Source organism: Burkholderia pulmonis, assembly GCF_984667975.1.
Map to the genome: position 1 here is coordinate 3,149,567 of NZ_OZ480187.1, position 18,972 is coordinate 3,168,538.

15 protein-coding genes are annotated in these 18,972 nt (G+C 68.5%); 10 read left to right on the top strand and 5 right to left on the bottom strand.

Translation table 11 applies throughout. The features are described from left to right. Window positions 1-221: 221 nt before the first annotated feature. Window positions 222-596 carry a nuclear transport factor 2 family protein gene (locus AC5LXK_RS30930; protein WP_493392446.1) on the bottom strand — a complete coding sequence of 125 codons (375 nt, stop codon included), beginning with the start codon at window positions 594-596 and terminating at the stop codon, window positions 222-224. A 103-nt stretch (window positions 597-699) separates the two neighbouring features. On the opposite strand from AC5LXK_RS30930, the gene AC5LXK_RS30935 reads away from it, so the two are divergent. From AC5LXK_RS30935 to AC5LXK_RS30950, 4 genes are all read left to right on the top strand, one after another. Beyond that, window positions 700-1,680, top strand: coding sequence for a LysR family transcriptional regulator (locus AC5LXK_RS30935; protein WP_493392447.1), 981 nt, complete (start codon window positions 700-702; stop codon window positions 1,678-1,680). Window positions 1,681-2,006: 326 nt separating this feature from the next. Continuing rightward, complete coding sequence (locus AC5LXK_RS30940) at window positions 2,007-4,391, top strand: DNA polymerase II (RefSeq protein WP_493392448.1); 2,385 nt, start codon at window positions 2,007-2,009, stop codon at window positions 4,389-4,391. 155 nt (window positions 4,392-4,546) lie between these two features. Beyond that, window positions 4,547-4,864, top strand: a complete 318-nt coding sequence (locus AC5LXK_RS30945) for a DUF4148 domain-containing protein (protein WP_493392449.1) — start codon at window positions 4,547-4,549, stop codon at window positions 4,862-4,864. A gap of 81 nt (window positions 4,865-4,945) precedes the next feature. Continuing rightward, complete coding sequence (locus tag AC5LXK_RS30950) at window positions 4,946-6,073, top strand: J domain-containing protein (RefSeq protein ID WP_493392450.1); 1,128 nt, start codon at window positions 4,946-4,948, stop codon at window positions 6,071-6,073. A gap of 81 nt (window positions 6,074-6,154) precedes the next feature. Here AC5LXK_RS30950 and AC5LXK_RS30955 read toward each other — a convergent pair whose 3' ends face one another. Continuing rightward, on the bottom strand, window positions 6,155-7,531 hold the full coding sequence (locus AC5LXK_RS30955) for a pectin acetylesterase-family hydrolase (RefSeq protein WP_493392451.1): 1,377 nt from the start codon (window positions 7,529-7,531) through the stop codon (window positions 6,155-6,157). A gap of 66 nt (window positions 7,532-7,597) precedes the next feature. After that, entirely contained in the window at window positions 7,598-8,308 is a 711-nt protein-coding gene (gene plcR / locus AC5LXK_RS30960; RefSeq protein ID WP_493392452.1) for a phospholipase C accessory protein PlcR, read from the bottom strand. Between the two features lie 430 nt (window positions 8,309-8,738). On the opposite strand from plcR, the gene AC5LXK_RS30965 reads away from it, so the two are divergent. From AC5LXK_RS30965 to AC5LXK_RS30985, 5 genes are all read left to right on the top strand, one after another. Next, the gene (locus AC5LXK_RS30965) at window positions 8,739-9,965 is read left to right on the top strand and encodes an amino acid deaminase/aldolase (protein WP_493392453.1); all 1,227 of its coding nucleotides are present in this window, start codon (window positions 8,739-8,741) and stop codon (window positions 9,963-9,965) included. 68 nt (window positions 9,966-10,033) lie between these two features. Then, a complete protein-coding gene (locus AC5LXK_RS30970; RefSeq protein ID WP_493392454.1) occupies window positions 10,034-11,434 on the top strand; it encodes a D-arabinono-1,4-lactone oxidase in 1,401 nt (466 codons plus the stop codon). Then, the gene (locus tag AC5LXK_RS30975) at window positions 11,431-12,615 is read left to right on the top strand and encodes an MFS transporter (protein ID WP_493392455.1); all 1,185 of its coding nucleotides are present in this window, start codon (window positions 11,431-11,433) and stop codon (window positions 12,613-12,615) included. The genes AC5LXK_RS30970 and AC5LXK_RS30975 overlap by 4 nt, the downstream gene beginning before the upstream one ends. Before the next feature lie 138 nt (window positions 12,616-12,753). Then, the gene (locus AC5LXK_RS30980) at window positions 12,754-13,950 is read left to right on the top strand and encodes a porin (protein ID WP_493392456.1); all 1,197 of its coding nucleotides are present in this window, start codon (window positions 12,754-12,756) and stop codon (window positions 13,948-13,950) included. A gap of 94 nt (window positions 13,951-14,044) precedes the next feature. Further along, window positions 14,045-15,064, top strand: coding sequence for an AraC family transcriptional regulator (locus AC5LXK_RS30985; protein ID WP_493392457.1), 1,020 nt, complete (start codon window positions 14,045-14,047; stop codon window positions 15,062-15,064). A gap of 27 nt (window positions 15,065-15,091) precedes the next feature. Here the strand turns inward: AC5LXK_RS30985 and ertE are convergent, their stop codons facing one another. Continuing rightward, window positions 15,092-16,369 (bottom strand): N-carbamyl-l-glutamate amidohydrolase ErtE, encoded by a 1,278-nt coding sequence (gene ertE, locus AC5LXK_RS30990; protein WP_493392458.1) that lies wholly within the window; start codon window positions 16,367-16,369, stop codon window positions 15,092-15,094. Then, window positions 16,366-17,751, bottom strand: a complete 1,386-nt coding sequence (gene ertD / locus AC5LXK_RS30995; protein WP_493392459.1) for a hydantoin-5-propionate amidohydrolase — start codon at window positions 17,749-17,751, stop codon at window positions 16,366-16,368. The genes ertE and ertD overlap by 4 nt, the downstream gene beginning before the upstream one ends. Before the next feature lie 99 nt (window positions 17,752-17,850). Here ertD and AC5LXK_RS31000 point away from each other — a divergent pair, with 99 nt between their 5' ends. Continuing rightward, window positions 17,851-18,741, top strand: coding sequence for a LysR family transcriptional regulator (locus tag AC5LXK_RS31000; RefSeq protein WP_493392460.1), 891 nt, complete (start codon window positions 17,851-17,853; stop codon window positions 18,739-18,741). The last annotated feature ends 231 nt before the right edge of the window (window positions 18,742-18,972 follow it).

Consider the following 18,972-nt stretch of genomic DNA (forward strand, 5'->3'; position numbering starts at 1 on the left):
TTGAATTGACCCCTAATTCTACGATCATTGCACGCCATTCCGGCAAGCCGTCTAGCAAGGCACCGAAATCCGCCGCCCGCGCATCCCGCACCAGGTTCGACGGCGTAAAAAAACCCGGGCAAATCATCGATTCCCCGGGGTTTTTCGTTCGCCGGTGTTCGCCTGTTTTCTGTCGCGCGCTCATGCGTCCGGACACTGATGCGCATCTGCAGCGCGGCGCTTCAGTCGAACGTACCCACCACGGCCGACGCCTTGGTTGCGATCAACCAGTTGCCCTCCACCTTGTGCATGACGAAGTGATCGTTGAACAGCCTGTTTCCGATCCGCACCCGCACGGTAGCGGTTGAAAGACCGTCCGAGATATTCTCCATCGAGAGGATCGCTTCATCCCTGGGCGCACCGGTCGATCGAGGGCTCGGCCGCCCGTTGACGAGCGCCGCATACTCCTGCGCCGACAGGGTGCGAAACCGGCCTTCGTCCAGCCACTGAATCATGCAATTCGGATGAAAGACCTTGTCGAAGTCACGGCTCTTCGGCTCGTAAGCCAGATTGAAATAGTCGTCGATCAAGGCGACGACGGCCTGGGTCTGGGTCATGGTTCGCTTTCCTCAATGGTGAACGGCTCGTATAGTGAGCGATCGTCCCCGCCCCCGGCTACGGCGACCCGGTTATCGCTGCCATTACAGGAACGCATGGATCATGGAAGACCTCGATGGAGGACTGGTCAGCGGCTTGCTCGTCCTTGCGGCCATCGCCGAATCCGGGAGCTTCGGTCGTGCCGCATCTCGTCTGGGCAAGACTCAGCCTGCCGTCAGCCGCGCCATCCAGCGACTGGAAGACCGCTTGCGCGCGAAGCTCGTGCATCGCACCAGCCGGCACGTTGAAGTGACGGACGCCGGCCATGCGCTGTTGTCGAAGGTGCTGCCGTTGCTGCAGGGAATCGAAGAGGCGACCGCCGGCGCTTCCGGCCAGACCTCGGTCGTCAACGGAACGCTCCGCGTGGCGTGCGATGCCGCGTTCGCCCGCCTCGTGCTGGCGCCGGAGCTGTCCCAGTTCATGAAGGATCACCCCGCGCTTCACCTGAAGCTGGAAACCCGCAACGACCTCCCGGACCTGGTCAGCGACGGATTCGATCTCGCCATCCGGTTCGGACCGCCCTCCGCTTCGACACTGGTCTGTCGCCGGCTATACAGTCCGCGCGTGCTGACCGTGGCCGCGCCGTCCTACCTGGCGCAACGCGGTCGGCCCATGTCGCCACAGGATCTGGTCGACGATGGCCACGAATGCATCCTGGCCATCGACCCGGCTAGCGGCAGACCCTTCGACTGGGAGTTCTGGCGTGACAACGAGAAAGTGAAAGTGGCCGTCCGCGGGAACCTGATGGTCACGGATGCGGGCACCAAAATCGGCGCCTGCCTTGCAGGCTACGGAATCGCGCAGGTGATCGACCTGGGAATCGACCCGCACCTGCGGGCGGGCACGCTGGAGCCGGTTCTGACGGACTGGTGCGACGAGACGTTCCCTCTTTACGTCTACTATCCGAGTCGGAAGCACGTTCCGGCCAAGGTCAGGGCCTTCATCGACTTCGTCGTCGGCATGATGCCCGGGTTGCAGTCGAAGGGAGAGAGTGCTTGCCGGCGGCCGTCATCCGCCGTGCCCGACATGCTGCGGAGCGGGTAGTCTTCCCGCCGTCGCGGCCTGCGTCGCCATGTCCTCGCTTCCATCGCATCGCATGCATTGCACGAGCGTCATTCGTCGGTCGCTTCCTCTTCCCGTCGACACGACGTGCGCAGGATGCGCAACGGCACCCTCCTTCGCCTGCCCAGCCCGCGAACTGTCGCGCCTGCCGTTGGCAGCGCCGAGAAATCGGGACGCCAGTCGGCCCGTACGGGACGGCGCATCGTCCGATGGCGTCCTGCCACCTGTTGCCATGCGCGCCGCCGTCGGCACGACCTGCATTCAAGCGCTAAAATCCGCCGCCTGAGCATCCACGACGAGCAAGCGTTTTGACGGCGTTCGAGCAGGGTTTCATCCTCACCCGCCACTGGCGGGACACCGCATCCGGTATCGAGATCGAGTTCTGGCTGGCAACCGAACACGGTCCGCGCCGCGTACGGTTGCGCCCGCAGGAAGCCGTCGCGTTCATTCCGGCCGAGCAGCAGGCGCTCGCCGAACGCACGCTGGCCGGCGAGCGCGAGGCCGAATTGCGCCCGCTCGCGCTGCGCGACTTCCGGCAGCGCCCGGTCGTCGGCCTCTACTGCAAGCGCTACCGCCATCTGTCCGGGCTCCAGAAGCGGCTCGCGGCCGCCGGCGTCGACGTCTACGAGGCGGACGTGCAGCCGCCCGACCGCTACGCGATGGAGCGCTTCATCACGGCCTCCGTGCAGTTTCGCGGCCAGCCCGGCGGCGACGGCACGCTGACCGTCGGCGAACTGAAACCGGCCGACGGCTACCGCCCGACGTTGCGCTGCGTGTCGCTCGACATCGAAACCAGCGTCCACGGCGAACTGTATTCGATCGCGCTCGAAGGCTGCGGACAGCGGCAGGTCTACATGCTCGGCCCGCCGAACGGCGACGCGAGCGGCGGCGCGAACGCCCTGGACTTCGCCCTCGACTACTGCGACAGCCGGCCCGCGATGCTCGCCCGGCTCAATGAATGGTTCGACGAACACGATCCCGACGCGGTGATCGGCTGGAATCTCGTGCAGTTCGACCTGCGCATCCTGCATGCCCATTCGGAGCAATACGGCATCCCGCTGAAGCTCGGGCGCGGCGGCAGCGTGCTCGACTGGCGCGCGCACGGCCAGCAGCCCGACCACTTCTTCGCGGGCGCGGCCGGCCGGCTGATCCTCGACGGCATCGACATGCTGAAATCCGCGACGTGGACGTTCCCGTCGTTCAGCCTCGAATACGTGTCGCAGTCGCTGCTCGGCGAAGGCAAGTCGATCGACAACCCGTACCAGCGGATGGACGAGATCCAGCGCCGCTTCGATCACGACAAGCCCGCGCTCGCGCGCTACAACCTGAAGGACTGCGAGCTCGTCACGCGCATCTTCGACAAGGCCGACCTGCTGTCCTTCGCGCTCGAACGCGCGAGCGTCACGGGCCTCGCGGCCGATCGCACCGGCGGCTCGGTCGCGGCCTTCACGCACCTGTACCTGCCGCGCATGCACCGGCTCGGCTACGTCGCGCCGAACCTCGGCGACGTGACGGGACAGAACAGCCCCGGCGGCTTCGTGATGGATTCGCGCCCCGGCCTGTACGACTCGGTGCTCGTGTTCGACTACAAGAGCCTCTACCCGTCGATCATCCGCACGTTCCTGATCGATCCGGTCGGCCTGATCGAAGGGCTCGCGCACCCCGGCGACGATGCCTCGGTGCCCGGCTTTCTCGGCGCCCGCTTCTCGCGCACCGCGCACTGCCTGCCCGGTATCGTCGGCCGCGTGTGGGAAGGCCGCGACGACGCGAAGCGGCAGCGCAACGCGCCGCTGTCGCAGGCGCTGAAGATCATCATGAATTCGTTCTACGGCGTGCTCGGCTCGACGGGCTGCCGCTTCTTCGACCCGCGCCTCGCGTCGTCGATCACGATGCGCGGCCACGAGATCATGCACCGCACGCGCGAGCTGATCGAAGCCCAGGGATACGAAGTGATCTACGGCGATACGGACTCGACATTCGTGTGGCTCGGCCGCGCGCATGACGATGCCGAAGCCGGCGCCAAGGGCCGCGCGCTCGTCGAGCGCGTGAATCGCTGGTGGCAGGCGCACCTGCGCGAACACTTCGGGCTCGACAGCGCGCTGGAGCTGCAATACGAGCGGCATTACCGCCGTTTCCTGATGCCGACGGTGCGCGGTGCGGAAGAAGGCAGCAAGAAGCGCTACGCGGGGCTCGCGGCCGCGGCCGACGGCGGCGAGGATCTCGTCTTCAAGGGTCTCGAAACGGTGCGCACCGACTGGACGCCGCTCGCGCAGCAATTCCAGCGCGAGCTGTACCGGCGCGTATTCCGGCGCGAGCCGTATCAGGACTTCATCCGCGACTACGTGCAGCGCACGCTGTCCGGCGAATTCGACGACCAGCTCGTCTACCGCAAGCGCGTGCGCCGGCCGCTGCGCGAATACGAGCGCAACGTGCCGCCGCACGTGCGCGCGGCGCGGATCGCCGACGAGTTCAACCACGCGCAGGGGCGGCCGCTGCAGTACCAGCGCGGCGGCTGGATCAGCTACGTGATGACGACGGCCGGCCCCGAGCCGCTCGAGACGATGCGTTCGCCGATCGACTATGCGTTCTACCTGAGCCGCCAGCTTCAGCCCGTCGCCGATGCGATCCTGCCGTTCCTGCGCGACGATTTCGAGCGCGTGATCTCCGGGCAGGGGCAACTGTTCGGCGACTGACGCAACGGCGGCATGCACGGCCCACTCTCGCGCATTCTGGAATACTGTTCGCCAGGATTCGCTGTTTATCCGGCCGCTCCGGGTTCCTAAACTGGTGTCGTCGGTTCGGCCGCGCGAATGCGTGCCGGACCGCAACGAAACCGTCTGGGGAAACCGTGAAATACGTCATCGTCATCGCTGCCGTCGCCGCTGCCGCCACCGCCCTCTTCGCCAGCCCCGCCGCGTCGTACGCGCAGTCGTCGCAGTCGACCGTCACGCGCGCCCAGGTGCGCCAGGAGCTGCTCGACCTCGAATCGGTCGGCTACGACGCGGCCGAGGCCGGCGGCGACAACTATCCGGGTGACATCGCCGCCGCGCAGGAGCGGCTGGCGGCGAAGCGCGCCGCCGAACGCCAGCCCGCCGAAGCGGCCTACGGGTCGAACGGCGCACCGCGCGCGGAATCGGGTGCGCCGGCGGTTACGGGGAAACCGTAACGCGCCGCCGGCCGCTCCGCAGCCCATCCGGCTAAAATACCGGCCTGCCGGGCCTCCCGCCGCGGCCGGAGGATCTTCATCATGACCGCACGTCGCGGTGCCGCGGTCGTCATCGCACCCGGCCACGAGACAGCCAGCCTGTCCAAAGCCCAGAACACGTTCAACACGCTCGTCGAGCAGATCGAGAAGCGGCGCGAGCGGCTTGGCGCGTGGGACGCCGTGACGCCGACCTTCCAGACGAAATTCGTCGACGGGCTGCTGCCGCTCGAACAGGCGTCGACGGCGTTGAGGATCAGGCTGCTCAACCTGCTCGACGACGCATTCTTGCAGAAGGGCCTGAGCAAGGCAGAGCAGCGCACGCTGTCCGGGATGATCGCCGACATGGCGCGCAACCTGCTCGACGTCAGCGACGACGCTGCGTTGAAAATCATCTACAACCGGCACAACGCATCGGGCGACGACGACCATGCCACAGTCGATCGTGCACCGGCGAAGCCAAAGCCGGAGCCGGCACCCGCCGTCGAACCGAAGGACGATCTCGACGGGCTGTCACCCGACGAACTCGCCGAGCGCATGCAGGCGGAACTCGACGCGCAGTTCGAGCGCGACATGGCCGCCCACGAGGCCCGCGAGGCACAGCGCGCGAAACGCAAGAAAGCGCCCCGGCAATCGGCCGCGGCGGCCAAACGCGAAGCCGAGCAGGCCGAATCGAGCAAGTCGATCCGCGAGGTCTATCGCAAGCTCGCCAGCGCGCTGCACCCCGATCGCGAAACCGACCCGCAGGAGCAGGCACGCAAGACCGTGCTGATGCAGCGCGTCAACCACGCGTATGCGAAAGGCAATCTCCTGCAGCTGCTGGAGCTGCAGCTGGAGATCGAACAGATCGACCGGCGCGCGATCGACGGCCTGAGCGAAGCGCGGCTGACGCACTACAACGGCATCCTGGAGGAGCAGCTTCGCGAGCTGGACCAGGAAATCGAGCATGTCGAAACCGGCTTCCGGCGCACGTACGGGATCGCGTCGTCCGTGAAGATCGCGCCCGATACCGTGATGCGCATGCTCACGCGCGACATTGCCGGCATGCAGCGCAGCAACCACGACCTGACCGTGGCGCTGCGCGAGTTCGACGATCCGGACAAGGTCCGGGACTGGCTGAAGGACCTGAAACGCCGGCCGGCTTCGTCCCGCTTCGACGACGAGCCGTTCTGAACGCACAACTGCAACTGCGCTGACGAAACGGCGGCATGCACATGCACACACGCGCGCCGCCGCCCGCTCACGCAAACCGCGTCACGCCCTGTGTCCGGAGATCGGACCCGCTTCGCCGGTCAGGTTGAACACGCTGTCGATCCACGCGAGAAACGTCGAGAACGTGAAGTCCGACCACTGCTGCGTGCGGAACGCCTTCATCACCGGTGTATCGGCCGGATCCTGCTGGTTCAGCAGGTTGTCGACGAAGGTGCCGATATCGGCATCGGTGCCGTTCTCGTGGATCCCGGACCCGGTGAAACTGACCGCCGTCACCTGGTGATTGTCGATGAAATCGTTGCGCGCCCACGGCATGAAGTAGCCGAAGTTCGGCAACGGGTTCAGCGTCTGCTTCAACCCGTCCAGCTCCGTCGCGAACATCGCGAGCGACAGCGAATCCTTCGTCGCGTCGTCGGGCGCCGCGATCACGGCCGGCACGAACGCGCGATAGTGATACGCAGCGATGATCTTGTCGCGCTGATAGCTCGAAAAACCGAAGCGGTCGTGCGGATAAGTCGCCGACAGCGCCGCATACGCGCTCCCCATGTTGTCCGGATCGAAATGGCTGGTCAGCCGGCTGTTCACGGTGATCATCCCGTCGGGGCCCGTCATCCCCCATTCGGTGCGCACCTTGTCATACAGCCCGACCGACGGATGCGCGGCGGCATCGGCGTCGAACGGCGTGTTGAACACGGTGCCCGCATCGTCGAGCAGCGAGCTGTGCGCCTGCGGCTGCAGCGTGTTGCGCAGCGTCGCATAGTTCGCGAGCGTGCCGTAGCCGCCTGCGCTCATCCCGTACACGAGCAGCCGGTTCGGCTTGCCGAAACCGTGCGACGTCAGCCACTGCGCGACGGCCTGGATGTTCTTCAGCCCGCTGTAGTGCTGGAGGCGCCAGTCGCCGGTCGGCGACGTGTAGTTGCGCACCGCGCTGCCCATGTGGATATCCCCGGTGCAATAGGGCACGAAAACCTGTGTCCATTGCTGCGTCTCGACCTTCGGTTCGCCGACGAGAATGTGCGCGAGATCCATGCGCGTGAGCAGCGGCGACAGGAACGACGACAGCAGCGCCTCGTTCGCGGTGCCGTTCATGTAGTTGTGCGGGATGCCGTCCGGATTGAAGCCGCCGAGGCCGGCCTCGGCGCCGGTCGACGTCTGCGTGCAGGTGCCGTAGTCCCAGCACGCGCCGCCCGGCTCCATCATGTACAGCAGGTTGTCCGACTGCGCGCGATTGATGTAGAAGCGCATCGGCGTCCCGTTGCCGCACGACGCGCCGCTGCTTTCCGGCAACGTCACTTCGTACCACGAATAATATGGAATCGACGGATCCGGCATCGTCGTGTCGGCCGCGTGGCCGTTCAGTGCCGCGCAACCGAGCAGCGTCGCAACGGCGACGCGCAGCAGGCATCGTGCTGTGGACATCTCCCCTCCTGGTCAATGAACATGACGCGGCCGCCGGGCATCGTCCCGGCGTCGCGGATTCGGCGCTCAGTGCGCGCCGGACGGTGATGCGCCGTCGAACAGCTGGACACGCAGCGCCTGCAGGCGCTGCGCGATGACGGTCTGTTGCTGGTCGGGATCGGGAATGCTCGCCTGAACCTGCCGGACGACGTCGCGGCTCTGCTGTTCGTACGCGAGATAGCGCGGATCCTGCGCGGGCGACGGGCCGACCGTCTGCTGCGCATACGCATCCCATTGCGCGCGCATCGACTGGAGCGCCGCGCTGCGGGTCGCGGGATCGGCCTCGGTATCGGTCAGCAGCGCTGCGCTGAGCGCTTCGGCCTGCACGGGCACGATCTCGTTGCGCGCGACGTGGTCGGGCAGCTCGTCGAGAATCCGGCGCGCGAGCGCGGTGCGCTCGGCCTGCGGCAGGCTGTTGCGGCGATCGCCGTACGCGGCGACTTCGTCGCGGAACCTCGCGAACGCGACGATGCGCTTCACTTCGGCATCCGCGTCGGGGCGCCCCGCGAGGCTGCGGCGCAGCGCGTCGACATCGAGCCGCCGCTCTTCGGGCCCGGGTGTCGTGGCACCGGTACCGAACGCATCGGCCGCGACGGCCTGCGTGCCGGCCATCTCGGCCGGCGTGCCGGACGACGCGGCCTCGGCCGGCGTCGCCGCTTCGTACCGCCAGATCGCAACGGCCACGCCGATCGTCACGATCGCGCCTGTGCGCCGCCAGAAAGCCCTGTTCTTCTTCACGTCGCCTCCTCGTCACGTCATGCCGTTCTTCGCCGGTGCATCCGCGAGTAGGTTCTAGGTCGAATCCGGCACGCAGTCAAAAGCGGATCTAGAACGCGGGCACTAAACGTGCGCACGCCGGCCACGCCCGGCACGACGTTTGAAACGCATTTCGTTGCGGCATAGACGAACCCGCGCATGGGCGCGCCGTGCCCGCGCGGCGGCGGTTCGGGCCCGCACGCGCGATGCGCGTCGCGGCACCAAGCAAGGCGCGGTCCAGCCGCACGGCGGGCGGGGATGTGCTGCCGACGTGGCCGATGCGGATGGCCGGATCGGACCCGTCTAACGACCCGCTCAGCGCTTGGTCACCATTTTGGCCGGCCCTATGCTGATTTCCGACACGCGCCGAACGGTCGGCGCGACGCACAACCGACCCAGCCGAGCCCGTTCCATGAGCCGTGCAGACCTCCCGCTTCGCGCCCCTGATGCCGTCCGAGACTATGCGTACTATCGCGACGCGCTCGCGGGCCGCCGGCTCCCCGCCGCGTTCGTCGATCTCGATTGTCTCGATGCGAATCTCGCCGACCTGAAGCGCCGCGCACGCGGCATGCCGATCCGGCTCGCGACGAAATCGGTGCGTTCGCGCGAGCTGATCGGCGCGGTGCTCGCCGCCGGCCCGTTCATGCAGGGGCTGCTGTGCTATTCGGCCGCCGAAGGCGCGTGGCTCGCGGAAGGCGGGTTCGACGACATCGTCGTCGCGTATCCGACCGTCGAGCCCGACGACCTGCGCGCGGTCGCCGCCCAGCTCCGGCAGGGCCGCTCGATCACGCTGATGATCGACGACGGCGCGCAGGTCGACGCGATCGACCGCATCGCCCGCGACGAACGCGTGACGATCCCGCTCGCGATCGACCTCGACATGTCGTCCGCGTATCCGGGCCTGTACTTCGGCATGTACCGCTCGCCGGTGCGCGACGCGGCCGGTGCGCTCGCGCTCGCGAACCGCATCCGCGAGCGGCAGCATGTGCGGCTCGACGGGTTGATGGGCTACGAAGGCCAGATTGCCGGCGTGGCCGACACCGAACCCGGCGGCGGCGCACGCAACGCGCTGGTGCGCCACCTGAAGCGCCGCTCGGCGCGCGAGATCAACGCGCGCCGCCAGGCCGCCGTGCAGGCGCTCGTCGCAGCCGGCCACCGGCTGCGCTTCGTGAACGGCGGCGGCACCGGCAGCTTCGAGAGCACGCTCGGCGACCCGTCGGTCACCGAGCTGGCGGCCGGCTCCGGCCTCTACGCGCCGGCGTTGTTCGACCACTACGCGGCATTCCATGCGCAGCCGGCCGCCGGCTTCGCGCTGCAGGTCGTCCGGCGGCCGCAGCCGGGCATCGTGACCTGCCTGGGCGGCGGCTACGTCGCGTCGGGCCCGGCCGGCAAGAGCCGCCTGCCGCGCCCGTGGCTGCCGGCCGGCTGCACCTTGATCGCCAACGAAGGCGCGGGCGAAGTGCAGACGCCCGTGCGCGTGCCGCACGGCTTCGCGCCGGCGATCGGCGACCCGCTCCTGTTCCGCCACGCGAAGGCCGGCGAACTGTGCGAGCGCTTCAACACGCTGCTGCTGATCCGCGGCGGCCGCGTGGTCGGCGAGGCGCCCACCTATCGCGGCGAAGGCAAGAGCTTCTTCTAGCGGGCTGCACGGCCTTCGTTCAACCCGCTCCGCCTCAATCATTCGAACGAAACCCAGGGAGACAACGCATGTGGCGCAACTGGTCGGGATATGTCTGCAGTCCTGATGCAACCGTGTCGACGCCCGCGTCGCGCGCCGCACTCGCGGCCGTGCTGCGCGATGCGGCGGCGTCCGGCGCAACCGTGCGCGCGGCCGGGGCCGGTCATTCGTTCTCGCCGCTCGTGCAGACCGACGACGTGATCCTGTCGCTCGACGCGATGCAGGGCGTGATCGACGTCGACCGCGACCGGCGCGTCGCGCGCGTGCATGCCGGCACGCGGCTGTGGGCGCTGGGTCCCGCGCTCGCCGCGCACGGCCTCGCGATGGAGAACCTCGGCGACATCAACGTGCAGTCGATCGCCGGCGCGACCAGCACCGGCACGCACGGCACCGGCATCACGCTCGGCAACCTGTCGACGCAGATCGACAGCCTGACTTTCCTGTGCGCGGACGGCAGCGAGATCCGCGCGACGGCCGACACGCATCCCGAACTGTTCGCGGGCGGCCGGATCGGGCTCGGAGCACTCGGCGTGCTGACCGAAATCGGCCTGCGCCTCGTGCCCGCATTCAACCTGCGCCTCGAACGCGGCGGCATGCAGCTCGACGACTGCCTCGCGCAGGCGGACGCGCTGATCGCGAAGCACCGCTCGTTCGAGTTCTACTGGTTCCCGCATACCGATACCGTGCTGACCAAGGCGTGGGACATGACCGACGCGCCGGCCGACACCGTGCACTGGGCTAACCGCGCGTCCGAATCGTTCCTCGAGAACACCGTGTTCGGCGCGCTGTGCGGGCTCGGCCGGCGCATGCCGTCGCTGTGCCCGTCATTGAGCAAGCTGTGCGCGTCGACCGTCTCGCCCGGCCGGCACGTCGATGCGAGCTACGCAATGCTGTCGACGGTGCGTCGCGTGCGCTTCAACGAGATGGAATGGTCGGTGCCGGCCGAACGCGGCGCCGATGCGCTGCGCGAAATCCGCGATTTCATCGCGCGCCGCAGCTTCCCGCTGATGTTCCCGATCGAGTACCGCTGGGTGCGCGGCGACGACATCTGGCTGAGCCCCGACTACGGGCGCGACAGCGTGCGCATCTCCGTGCACCAGTATCGCGGGATGCCGTTCGACGCGTACTTCTCGGGCGTGCAGGCGATCTGCCGCAATCATGGCGGGCGGCCGCACTGGGGCAAGGTGCATGCGCTGCGCGCGGCCGAGCTCGCCGCGTGCTACCCGCACTGGGACGACTTCCTCGCGCTGCGCGAACGGATGGACCCGCACGGCCGCTTCCTCACGCCGTACCTGCGCACGCTGTTCGGGCTGCAGCAAAACGCAACCGTCTCCGCGCCGGCTGCGACGGCCCGCCGAGGGACATACCCGATGCACGAAACGGCCGGCGTCGCGCAAGATCGGCCGCGATCGAACCAGGAGGCCTCATGAGCACCGTCACGCTGCACGCCGCCGCGCAGTCGCGCCCCGATCCGTCGACGGGCGCCGTCGTCCGCCTCGCGCTCGCGTTCGCGGCGGCCACCAACGGCCTGATCCTGTCGCCGTTCCTCGTCGCGGCCGTGATGACGCGCTTCCGGCTCGACGAAGGCACGGCCACCGCGCTCGTCAGCACCGAGATCCTCGGCATCGCGATCAGTTGCGCGCTGCTGTCGCACCGGATCGCGCGCGCCGCGCGGCCGTTCACGCTGGCCGGCATCGTGGGGACCATCGCCGGACAGGCGCTCAGCGCGGTCGCGCCCGGCCTCGTGTCGGCGGCTGCCGCGCGCGGGATGACGGGGCTGTTCGAAGGGATGCTGTTCGTCGTCGTCGCGTCCGGCGTGTCGCAGCGCGCGTCGACCGATCGCCTGTGGGGGCAAATCAACCTGCTCGCGGGCGGCATCAACGGCGGCATCCTCGTGCTGATCTCGGCGCTGCCGGCCGCATGGCTCGGCCGCTGGGTGTTCGCGCTGCTGGCGGCCGTCGTCGCGGTGCTGGCGCCCGCGATCCGCGGCATCGACGCATTCGCGAGCGCGCAGTCGCAGGCGCGCGCGCGTGGCCACGCGCTGCCGTGGCGGCCGGTGATCGCGATCTGGGTCGTCACCGCGCTCGTCTATGGCGTGCAGGCGTCGCAATGGGCGATCGCCGGCTTCGTCGGCGAGCGCGCCGGGCTGTCGCCGACGACGATCGGCGTGCTGCTGTCGGTGTCGTCGCTGCTCGGCTTCGTCGGCGCGGCGATTCCGTCGCACCCGGCCAGCCACAAGCACCGCCTCGTGCTGATCTGGGCCGCGCAGCTCGCGATGATCGGGTCGATCGAATGGTTCTTCAGCGCGCGCAGCGGCAGCGCGTACTTCCTGAGCCAGTTCGTGCTGAACGGCGCGTTCTTCGTGATCGTGCCGTTCCTCACCGGCATGCTGTCCGACGTCGACCCGGACGGCTCGCTCGTCGCCCGCACGCTCGTCGTCACGTTCTTCGCGGCCGGGATCGGCACCGCACTGTCCGGCGCGCTGCTCGGCCGCTTCGGCGGCCAGCACGTCGCGCACGTGCTGTGCGTGGCCGTGCTGGCCGCCGCGCCGTGCGTGCGGCTCGCGCTGCGCCGTGCCGAACCCGGCGCCGTGGCCCGCGCGGCGCCCTGACCGCACTGCGCAACGGCGTGGCCGCGACGCACCACGAGATTGGCCGCCGCAGCCGTGGCCCGCGCAAATTTGGCTTTCTACAGTCGTTTCCGGCGGTGCAACGCCGCCGGCCCCCTGACCGATGCGGAGTCCAGAATAATGAATCGTCCCGATAGCATTCGCGCGGCGTGCTGCGCAATGATGGTCCTGGCCAGTGCCGGCGCGCACGCGCAAAGCAACGTGACGCTCTACGGCGTGATCGACGCGGGCATCCGCTACGAAACGCACGGCGTGTCCTACGGCGCCGACGGCACGCCGGTGTCGACCGGCCGCAAGATCTCGATGGCCGACGGCGGCGGCCTGACCGAAAGCTACTGGGGCCTCAAGGGGCAGGAGGATCTGGGCGGCGGGCTGTCCGCGCAGTTCAACGTGGAAAGCCACTTCGGCCCGAACAGCGGCGCGATCGTGCCGGCCGGCTCGCCGAACTTCTTCCAGGTCGCCTACGTGGGGCTCACGTCGACGTCGCTCGGCCAGCTCTCGCTCGGGCGGCAGTACAACGTCCCGTTCGAGATGGTGTCGCTGACCTACGGGTCGAACCTGTGGGCCGGCCCGCAGGATCCGTACTTCAACCTGTTCAAGCCGGAGCAGACGATGCTCGCGGGCGCGCGCACCAGCAACATGATCCAGTACGGCGCGCAGCTCGGCAGCCTGTACCTGCTCGCGCAGTACGCACCGGGCGGCCGGGCGGGCGGCGGCGTGCTCGGCAGCCAGGCCGGCGCGGCGATCGCGTATGCGCCGGACAAGGGGCCGTTTACGGTCGGCGCGTCGTTCATGCGCAGCTGGGACGACGTCACGCACGCGAAATTCGACATCTACGGCGGCGGCGGCTCGGTCACGCTCGGCAACGCAACCGTCAACGCCGGCTATATCGAGAACGCACGCGACAACGACTTCACGTCGTTCGAGAACGGCCCGTTCGGCCCGACCGATCTCGCCGCGCTCGGCATCATCTCGCCCGCGCAGGTGGTCGATCCGTCGACGCCCGGCGGTTTCCGCCGCCGCAAGATGGCGCTCGCGGGGCTGACCTACCGCGTCACGCCGGTATTCACGGCGGCCGTCAACGCATGGTGGACCACGCAGTCGGGCTACACGCCGGATTTCGACGGTCGCGCGCGCCAGTTCCAGGTGATCGCCGGCTACAACCTGTCGAAGCGCAGCATGCTCTACGCGGAAGTCGACTACGCGATCTACCGCGGCGGGCTGATCGGCGCGCAGCTGGTCGGCGTGAACGGGCAGGCGCCGAGCACGAGCACCACGCAGCTCGGCGCGACGGTCGGCCTGCGCCACTACTTCTGACGCGGGGTCGCATGGCATGTGGGCGATAACGGCCGGGGCGGCACCCCGGCCGGGCGGGACGAGTACAATCCGTGGAAAAAAACAGGGAGCATCCATGGACGATACCGCCCGTTATACGACGGCGAATCTGCCGGTGCATTTACTGCGGTGCCTCGCGGAGACAAGCAAGGAACTGGGCATCGATCCCGTGCGGCTGTGCCTCGGGCTCGGCTTCGACGTGGCCGACCTGTCGAATCCGTCGTGCCGGATTTCGTTGCGCCAGGCCAGCACGATGATCCGGCGTGCGCTCGAGATGGCGCCGCGGCGCGCGCTCGGCCTCGAACTCGGCACGAGCGAGACGATCGCGTCGATCGGGCTGGTCGGCTACGCGATGCTGACGAGCCCCACGCTGAAGGACGCGATCACGGTCGGCCTCGAGCTGCAGCGCCACACGGGGCCGCTGATGCGCTTCGACCTCGTGTCGGACGCGCGCACGCTGTCGATCCGCGCGACCAACGTCTTCCTCGAGCCGGACATCGAGGCGTTCCTCGTCGAGGAAGCGTTCAGCAGCTTCATGAAGATCGGGCGCTCGCTCGTCGGCCCGGCGTTCCAGCCGAAGGTCATCGATCTCAGCTACCCGCCGCCCGCCTATGCGGAGCAGTACGCGCGCGTGTTCCCGTGCCCGGTGCGCTTCGAGCAGGAGCAGAACCTGCTGTCGTGCGACGCGTCGCTCGGCAGCCGCGCGATCCCGACGCACGATCCGCTCGCGCACCGGCAGGTGCTCGAATTCCTGCAGCACGCGCTGCCGCCCGAACCCGAAGGAACCGAATTTCTCGAATCGATCGAACGGATCATGCGGCGCGACCTGCGGCATACGCCGTCGCTCGCCGAAATCGCCGCGCAGCTGTGCATGAGCGAGCGCACGCTGCGGCGGCGGCTCGCCGACCAGGGCGCGTCGTACCAGACGGTGATCGACACGATCCGCCGGAAGCGCGCGTTCACGCTGCTGAGCAACCCGCGGCTGTCGATCGAGGACGTCGCGCACGAAGTCGGGTTCAGCGACGCCCATAACTTCCGGCGCGCGTTCAAGCGCTGGACAGGGCACGGGCCGCGCGAAGGGCAGCGCACGGCGTAGGCATCACGCCGCGCGGCTGCCCCGCGGTCATGCCGCGCCCGCCAGCGAGCGATCGAGCGCGACGAGCGTCCGGTACAGCACGCGCGTGCCGTCGAGCAGCTGCTGCGGCTCGATCCACTCCTCCGGGCAATGGCTGCGGCCGCCCAGGCACGGAATGAAGATCATCCCGATCGGCCCGGTGGGCGCGACGTACACGGCATCGTGCCCCGCGCCGCTCGGCAGCCGCATGCTCGGATAGCCGAGCTGCGCGGCCGCCTGCTCGACCGCGTCCATCACGAGCGGCTGGCAGTCGGTCGGCCGCGCACGGCTCACGTGCTCCGCGCGCGCGGTCAGCCGCAACGCATCGAGCCGCGCGGCCGCACCGGCCAGCAGCGTCTCGGGGAAGTCGTCGAGCACCGCATCGCTGTCGCTGCGTACTTCCAGCATCAGTTCGACGTGCCCCGGCACCGCGTTCGGCACGTTCGGCGTCATCGCGATCCGCCCGATCGTCGCCACCACGTAGTGCGGGTTGCCCGACAGCGCCGACGCGCGTGCATGCGCGGCCTCGATCAGGTGCGCGGCGCCGACGAGCGCGTCGCGGCGGATGTCCATCGGCGTCGTGCCCGCATGGTCGGGCTGGCCGGTCACGGTGATCAGCACGCGCCGGATGCCGACGATGTTGGTCACGACGCCGATCGGCAAGCCGCGCGTTTCGAGCACGGGCCCCTGTTCGATATGCAGTTCGACGAACGCGGCCGTGCTGCCCGGCGCGCGCAGCGGTTCGCGCAGCGCGTCCGGATTGCCGCCGATGCGGCGCAATGCCGCCGCGAGCGTTTCGCCTTCGGCGTTCGTCGCGCGCAGCATGCCCGCGTCGAGCACGCCCGACAACGCGCGGCTGCCGACGCACGAGATGCCGTAATCGCTCGGCTCCTCGGACAGGAAGTCGATCACCTCGAGCGGATGGTCGAGCACGATCCCCTGCTCGTTCAGCACATGCGCGACCTCGATGCCGGCGAGCACGCCGATGATCCCGTCGAAGCGGCCGCCGCCGACCACCGTGTCGCAGTGCGAGCCCGTGACGAGCGGCTTCGTGCAGCGGCCGCTGCCTTCGCGGCGGCCGATCAGGTTGCCGCCTGCGTCCATCGACACCGACAGCCCGGCCTCGGCGAACTGCGCGGCGAGCCATGCGCGTGCTTCGGTGAACAAAGGCGAGAACGCGCGGCGTGTCCACGGCACGTCGGGCCGCGTGAAGCGCGCCAGTTGCTCGACGCGTGCGTTCAGGCGTTCGGCGTTCAGCGGCGGGAAAGGGAAATCCGTCGGATTCATGCTTGCTCCTGTTGCGACGCGATCGAGCGGCTGCCGTGCGGCTTCAGGAAGCGGCCCGAGCCTGCCGCGTTGACGACGCGCTCGCCGTCGTACACGAGCGCGCCGCGGCAGTAGGTGGCGGCAATCCGCACCGTGAATTCCATCCCTTCGAATGCGCTCCACTGCACGGCCGACAGGCTGCGCGACGGATCGAACGCGTAGCGTTCCGGCGTGAGGATCACGAAGTCCGCATCGGCGCCGACGTCGAGCGAGCCCTTGCGGTCGTCGAGCAGGAAGTGCCGCGCGGGGTTCGTCGCCAGCAGCTCGGCCACGCGCGTCGGCGCGATGCCATGCTGTTCGCACCCGGTCCAGAACGCCGGCAGCAGCGTTTCGAGCCCCGGGCCACCGGACGCGTTGCGGAACACGTTCGGGTCGCCCTTGCGTTCGAGCCCCCAGCTCACGTGATCCGACGACACGAACGTGCATTCGCCGCGCGCGATGTGCGTCCACAGCAGGTCCTGCTCGGCGCGTGGCCGGATCGGCGGGTAGTGCTTGGTTTTCGCGCCGAAGCGCTTCGTATGCGTTTCGTGATCGAGCATCAGGTACTGCACGCAGGTCTCGATGCTCGCGCGGTGGCCGGCTTGCCGGAACATGTTGCACAGCGCGAAGCCGCGCGACGTCGACACGTGCACCGCGTGCGCGCGAGCGCCCGTCTCCGCGCCGATCTCGTAGATCAGTGCGGTCGCGAGGTTCTCGATCAGCGGCGGATGCGCGCGCAGGAATGCGTCCCAGCCCGTGTCGCCGGCTTCGATCATCCGCGCGACGTTCTTGCGCGTCATGTCCTGCATCTGGTTGTGCACGCCGCACGCGAGGCCCGACGGCGCGATCAGCCGGAACGCGTCGTACAGCACGTCCTCCTCGACGCGCGGAAACCGGCCGGGCGTCGCCTCGAACGTCGAAAACTTGAACGCGCACACGCCGCCGTCGATCAGCCCGGCCGCCGCTTCTAGGCCGTGCTTCGCGTTGAGCGTGCCGTACAGCGCGACGTCGACGTGGCAGTCGCGCCCGGCTTCCGCGATCTTGCGGTCGAGCTGCACGCGCGACGCGACCGGTTCCGGATCGTCGTACGGCATGTCGACCATCACCGTCACGCCCCCCGCGGCGGCCGCACGCGACGCGTGACCGAGCCCCTCCTGGTTGGCCTGGCTGGCCGCATGCACCTGCCCGTCGACAACGCCCGGCAACACCCACTGCCCGCGCGCATCGATCGTGTCGCGCGCCGCCGGCGGCGTGCCCGTCCCGCGCGCGGCGATCCGCCCGCCACGGATCGCGAGCCAGCCGTCGTCGGCCACCTCGCGCGCATCGACCAGCCGGCCGCGCACTACCTGTTCGAATTCGCTCATCTTCGCCTCCTGCTTTTTTGATCACGAGCAGTTTAGGCAGCGCTCTGCCAGAATGTCTCATGCCGATTTATCACCCCCACATAACATGGAGTTAAGGCTGTGCGTCTGAACCTGCGCCAGATCGAGGTGTTTCGCGCCATCATGCTGACCGGCTCGATCAGCGGCGCCGCGAAGCTGCTGCACGTGTCGCAGCCGGCCGTCTCGCGGCTCATTTCGTATGCCGAACAACGGCTCGGCCTCGCGCTGTTCGAGCGCATCAAGGGGCGGCTCTACCCGACCCCGGAAGCGCAGCGGCTGTTCGTCGAAGTGAACGCGGTGTATCAGGGCGTGCAGCGCGTCAACGAAATCGCGGAAGACCTGATCGAGAACCGGATGGGCCACCTGCGCATCGCGTGCAGCCCCAATCTCGGGCAATCGCTGCTGCCGCGCGCGATCGCGGCGTTCTACGAGCGCTTTCCCGACGTGCGCATCATCCTGCACACGATGATCCCGAGCGTGCTGCTGCAGGCGGTGCTCACGCAGCAGGTCGAGCTCGGCATCGCATTCCTGCAGGACACGCACCCGAACGTCGAAAGCCAGCCGCTCTATGAGAACCGGATGGTCGCGGCCGTGCCCGCATCGCATCCGTTCGCGCGCCGCAAGACACTGGCCGTGCGCGATCTCGCGAACCAGCCGCTGATCGGCTATGGCAGCGACATTCCGCTCGGGCAGCTGGTGCGGCGGCTGTTCAGCGACGAAGGGCTCGTGCCGCAGGTCAAGATCGAGGTGCAGCAGGCGCACGTCGCGTGCGCGCTCGCGCAGGCCGGCACCGGCATCGCGCTGATCGACGAGCTGACGGTCGCGGGGCCGATCTGGCCGCAGATCGTCGTGAAGCCGATCGTGCCGACCATCGCCGCACCCGTCAGCGTGCTGCACCCCGTGCTCGCACCGCTGTCGCGGCTCGCACACGAGTTCATCGACACGCTTCACGCACTGTCCGCGAACGCGTGAATTTCGTCGCCTGAACGGGCTGAAATCGTTGTCCAGCCTGCGTTTCGCCGTCGCACCGGCGGCGGCGTATCACCCCTTTTGCGCCCCGTCGCTCGAGCGTCACCGGGATTACCCTACGCTTAACATCGCGTTATGAAGTCTCCATAAAATAGCAATAACGCTCAATATTCGGCGTCCCTAGAATCGTTTGGACAGTACCGCCACACAAGGCTTTCCGGCCGGCGCGTACAG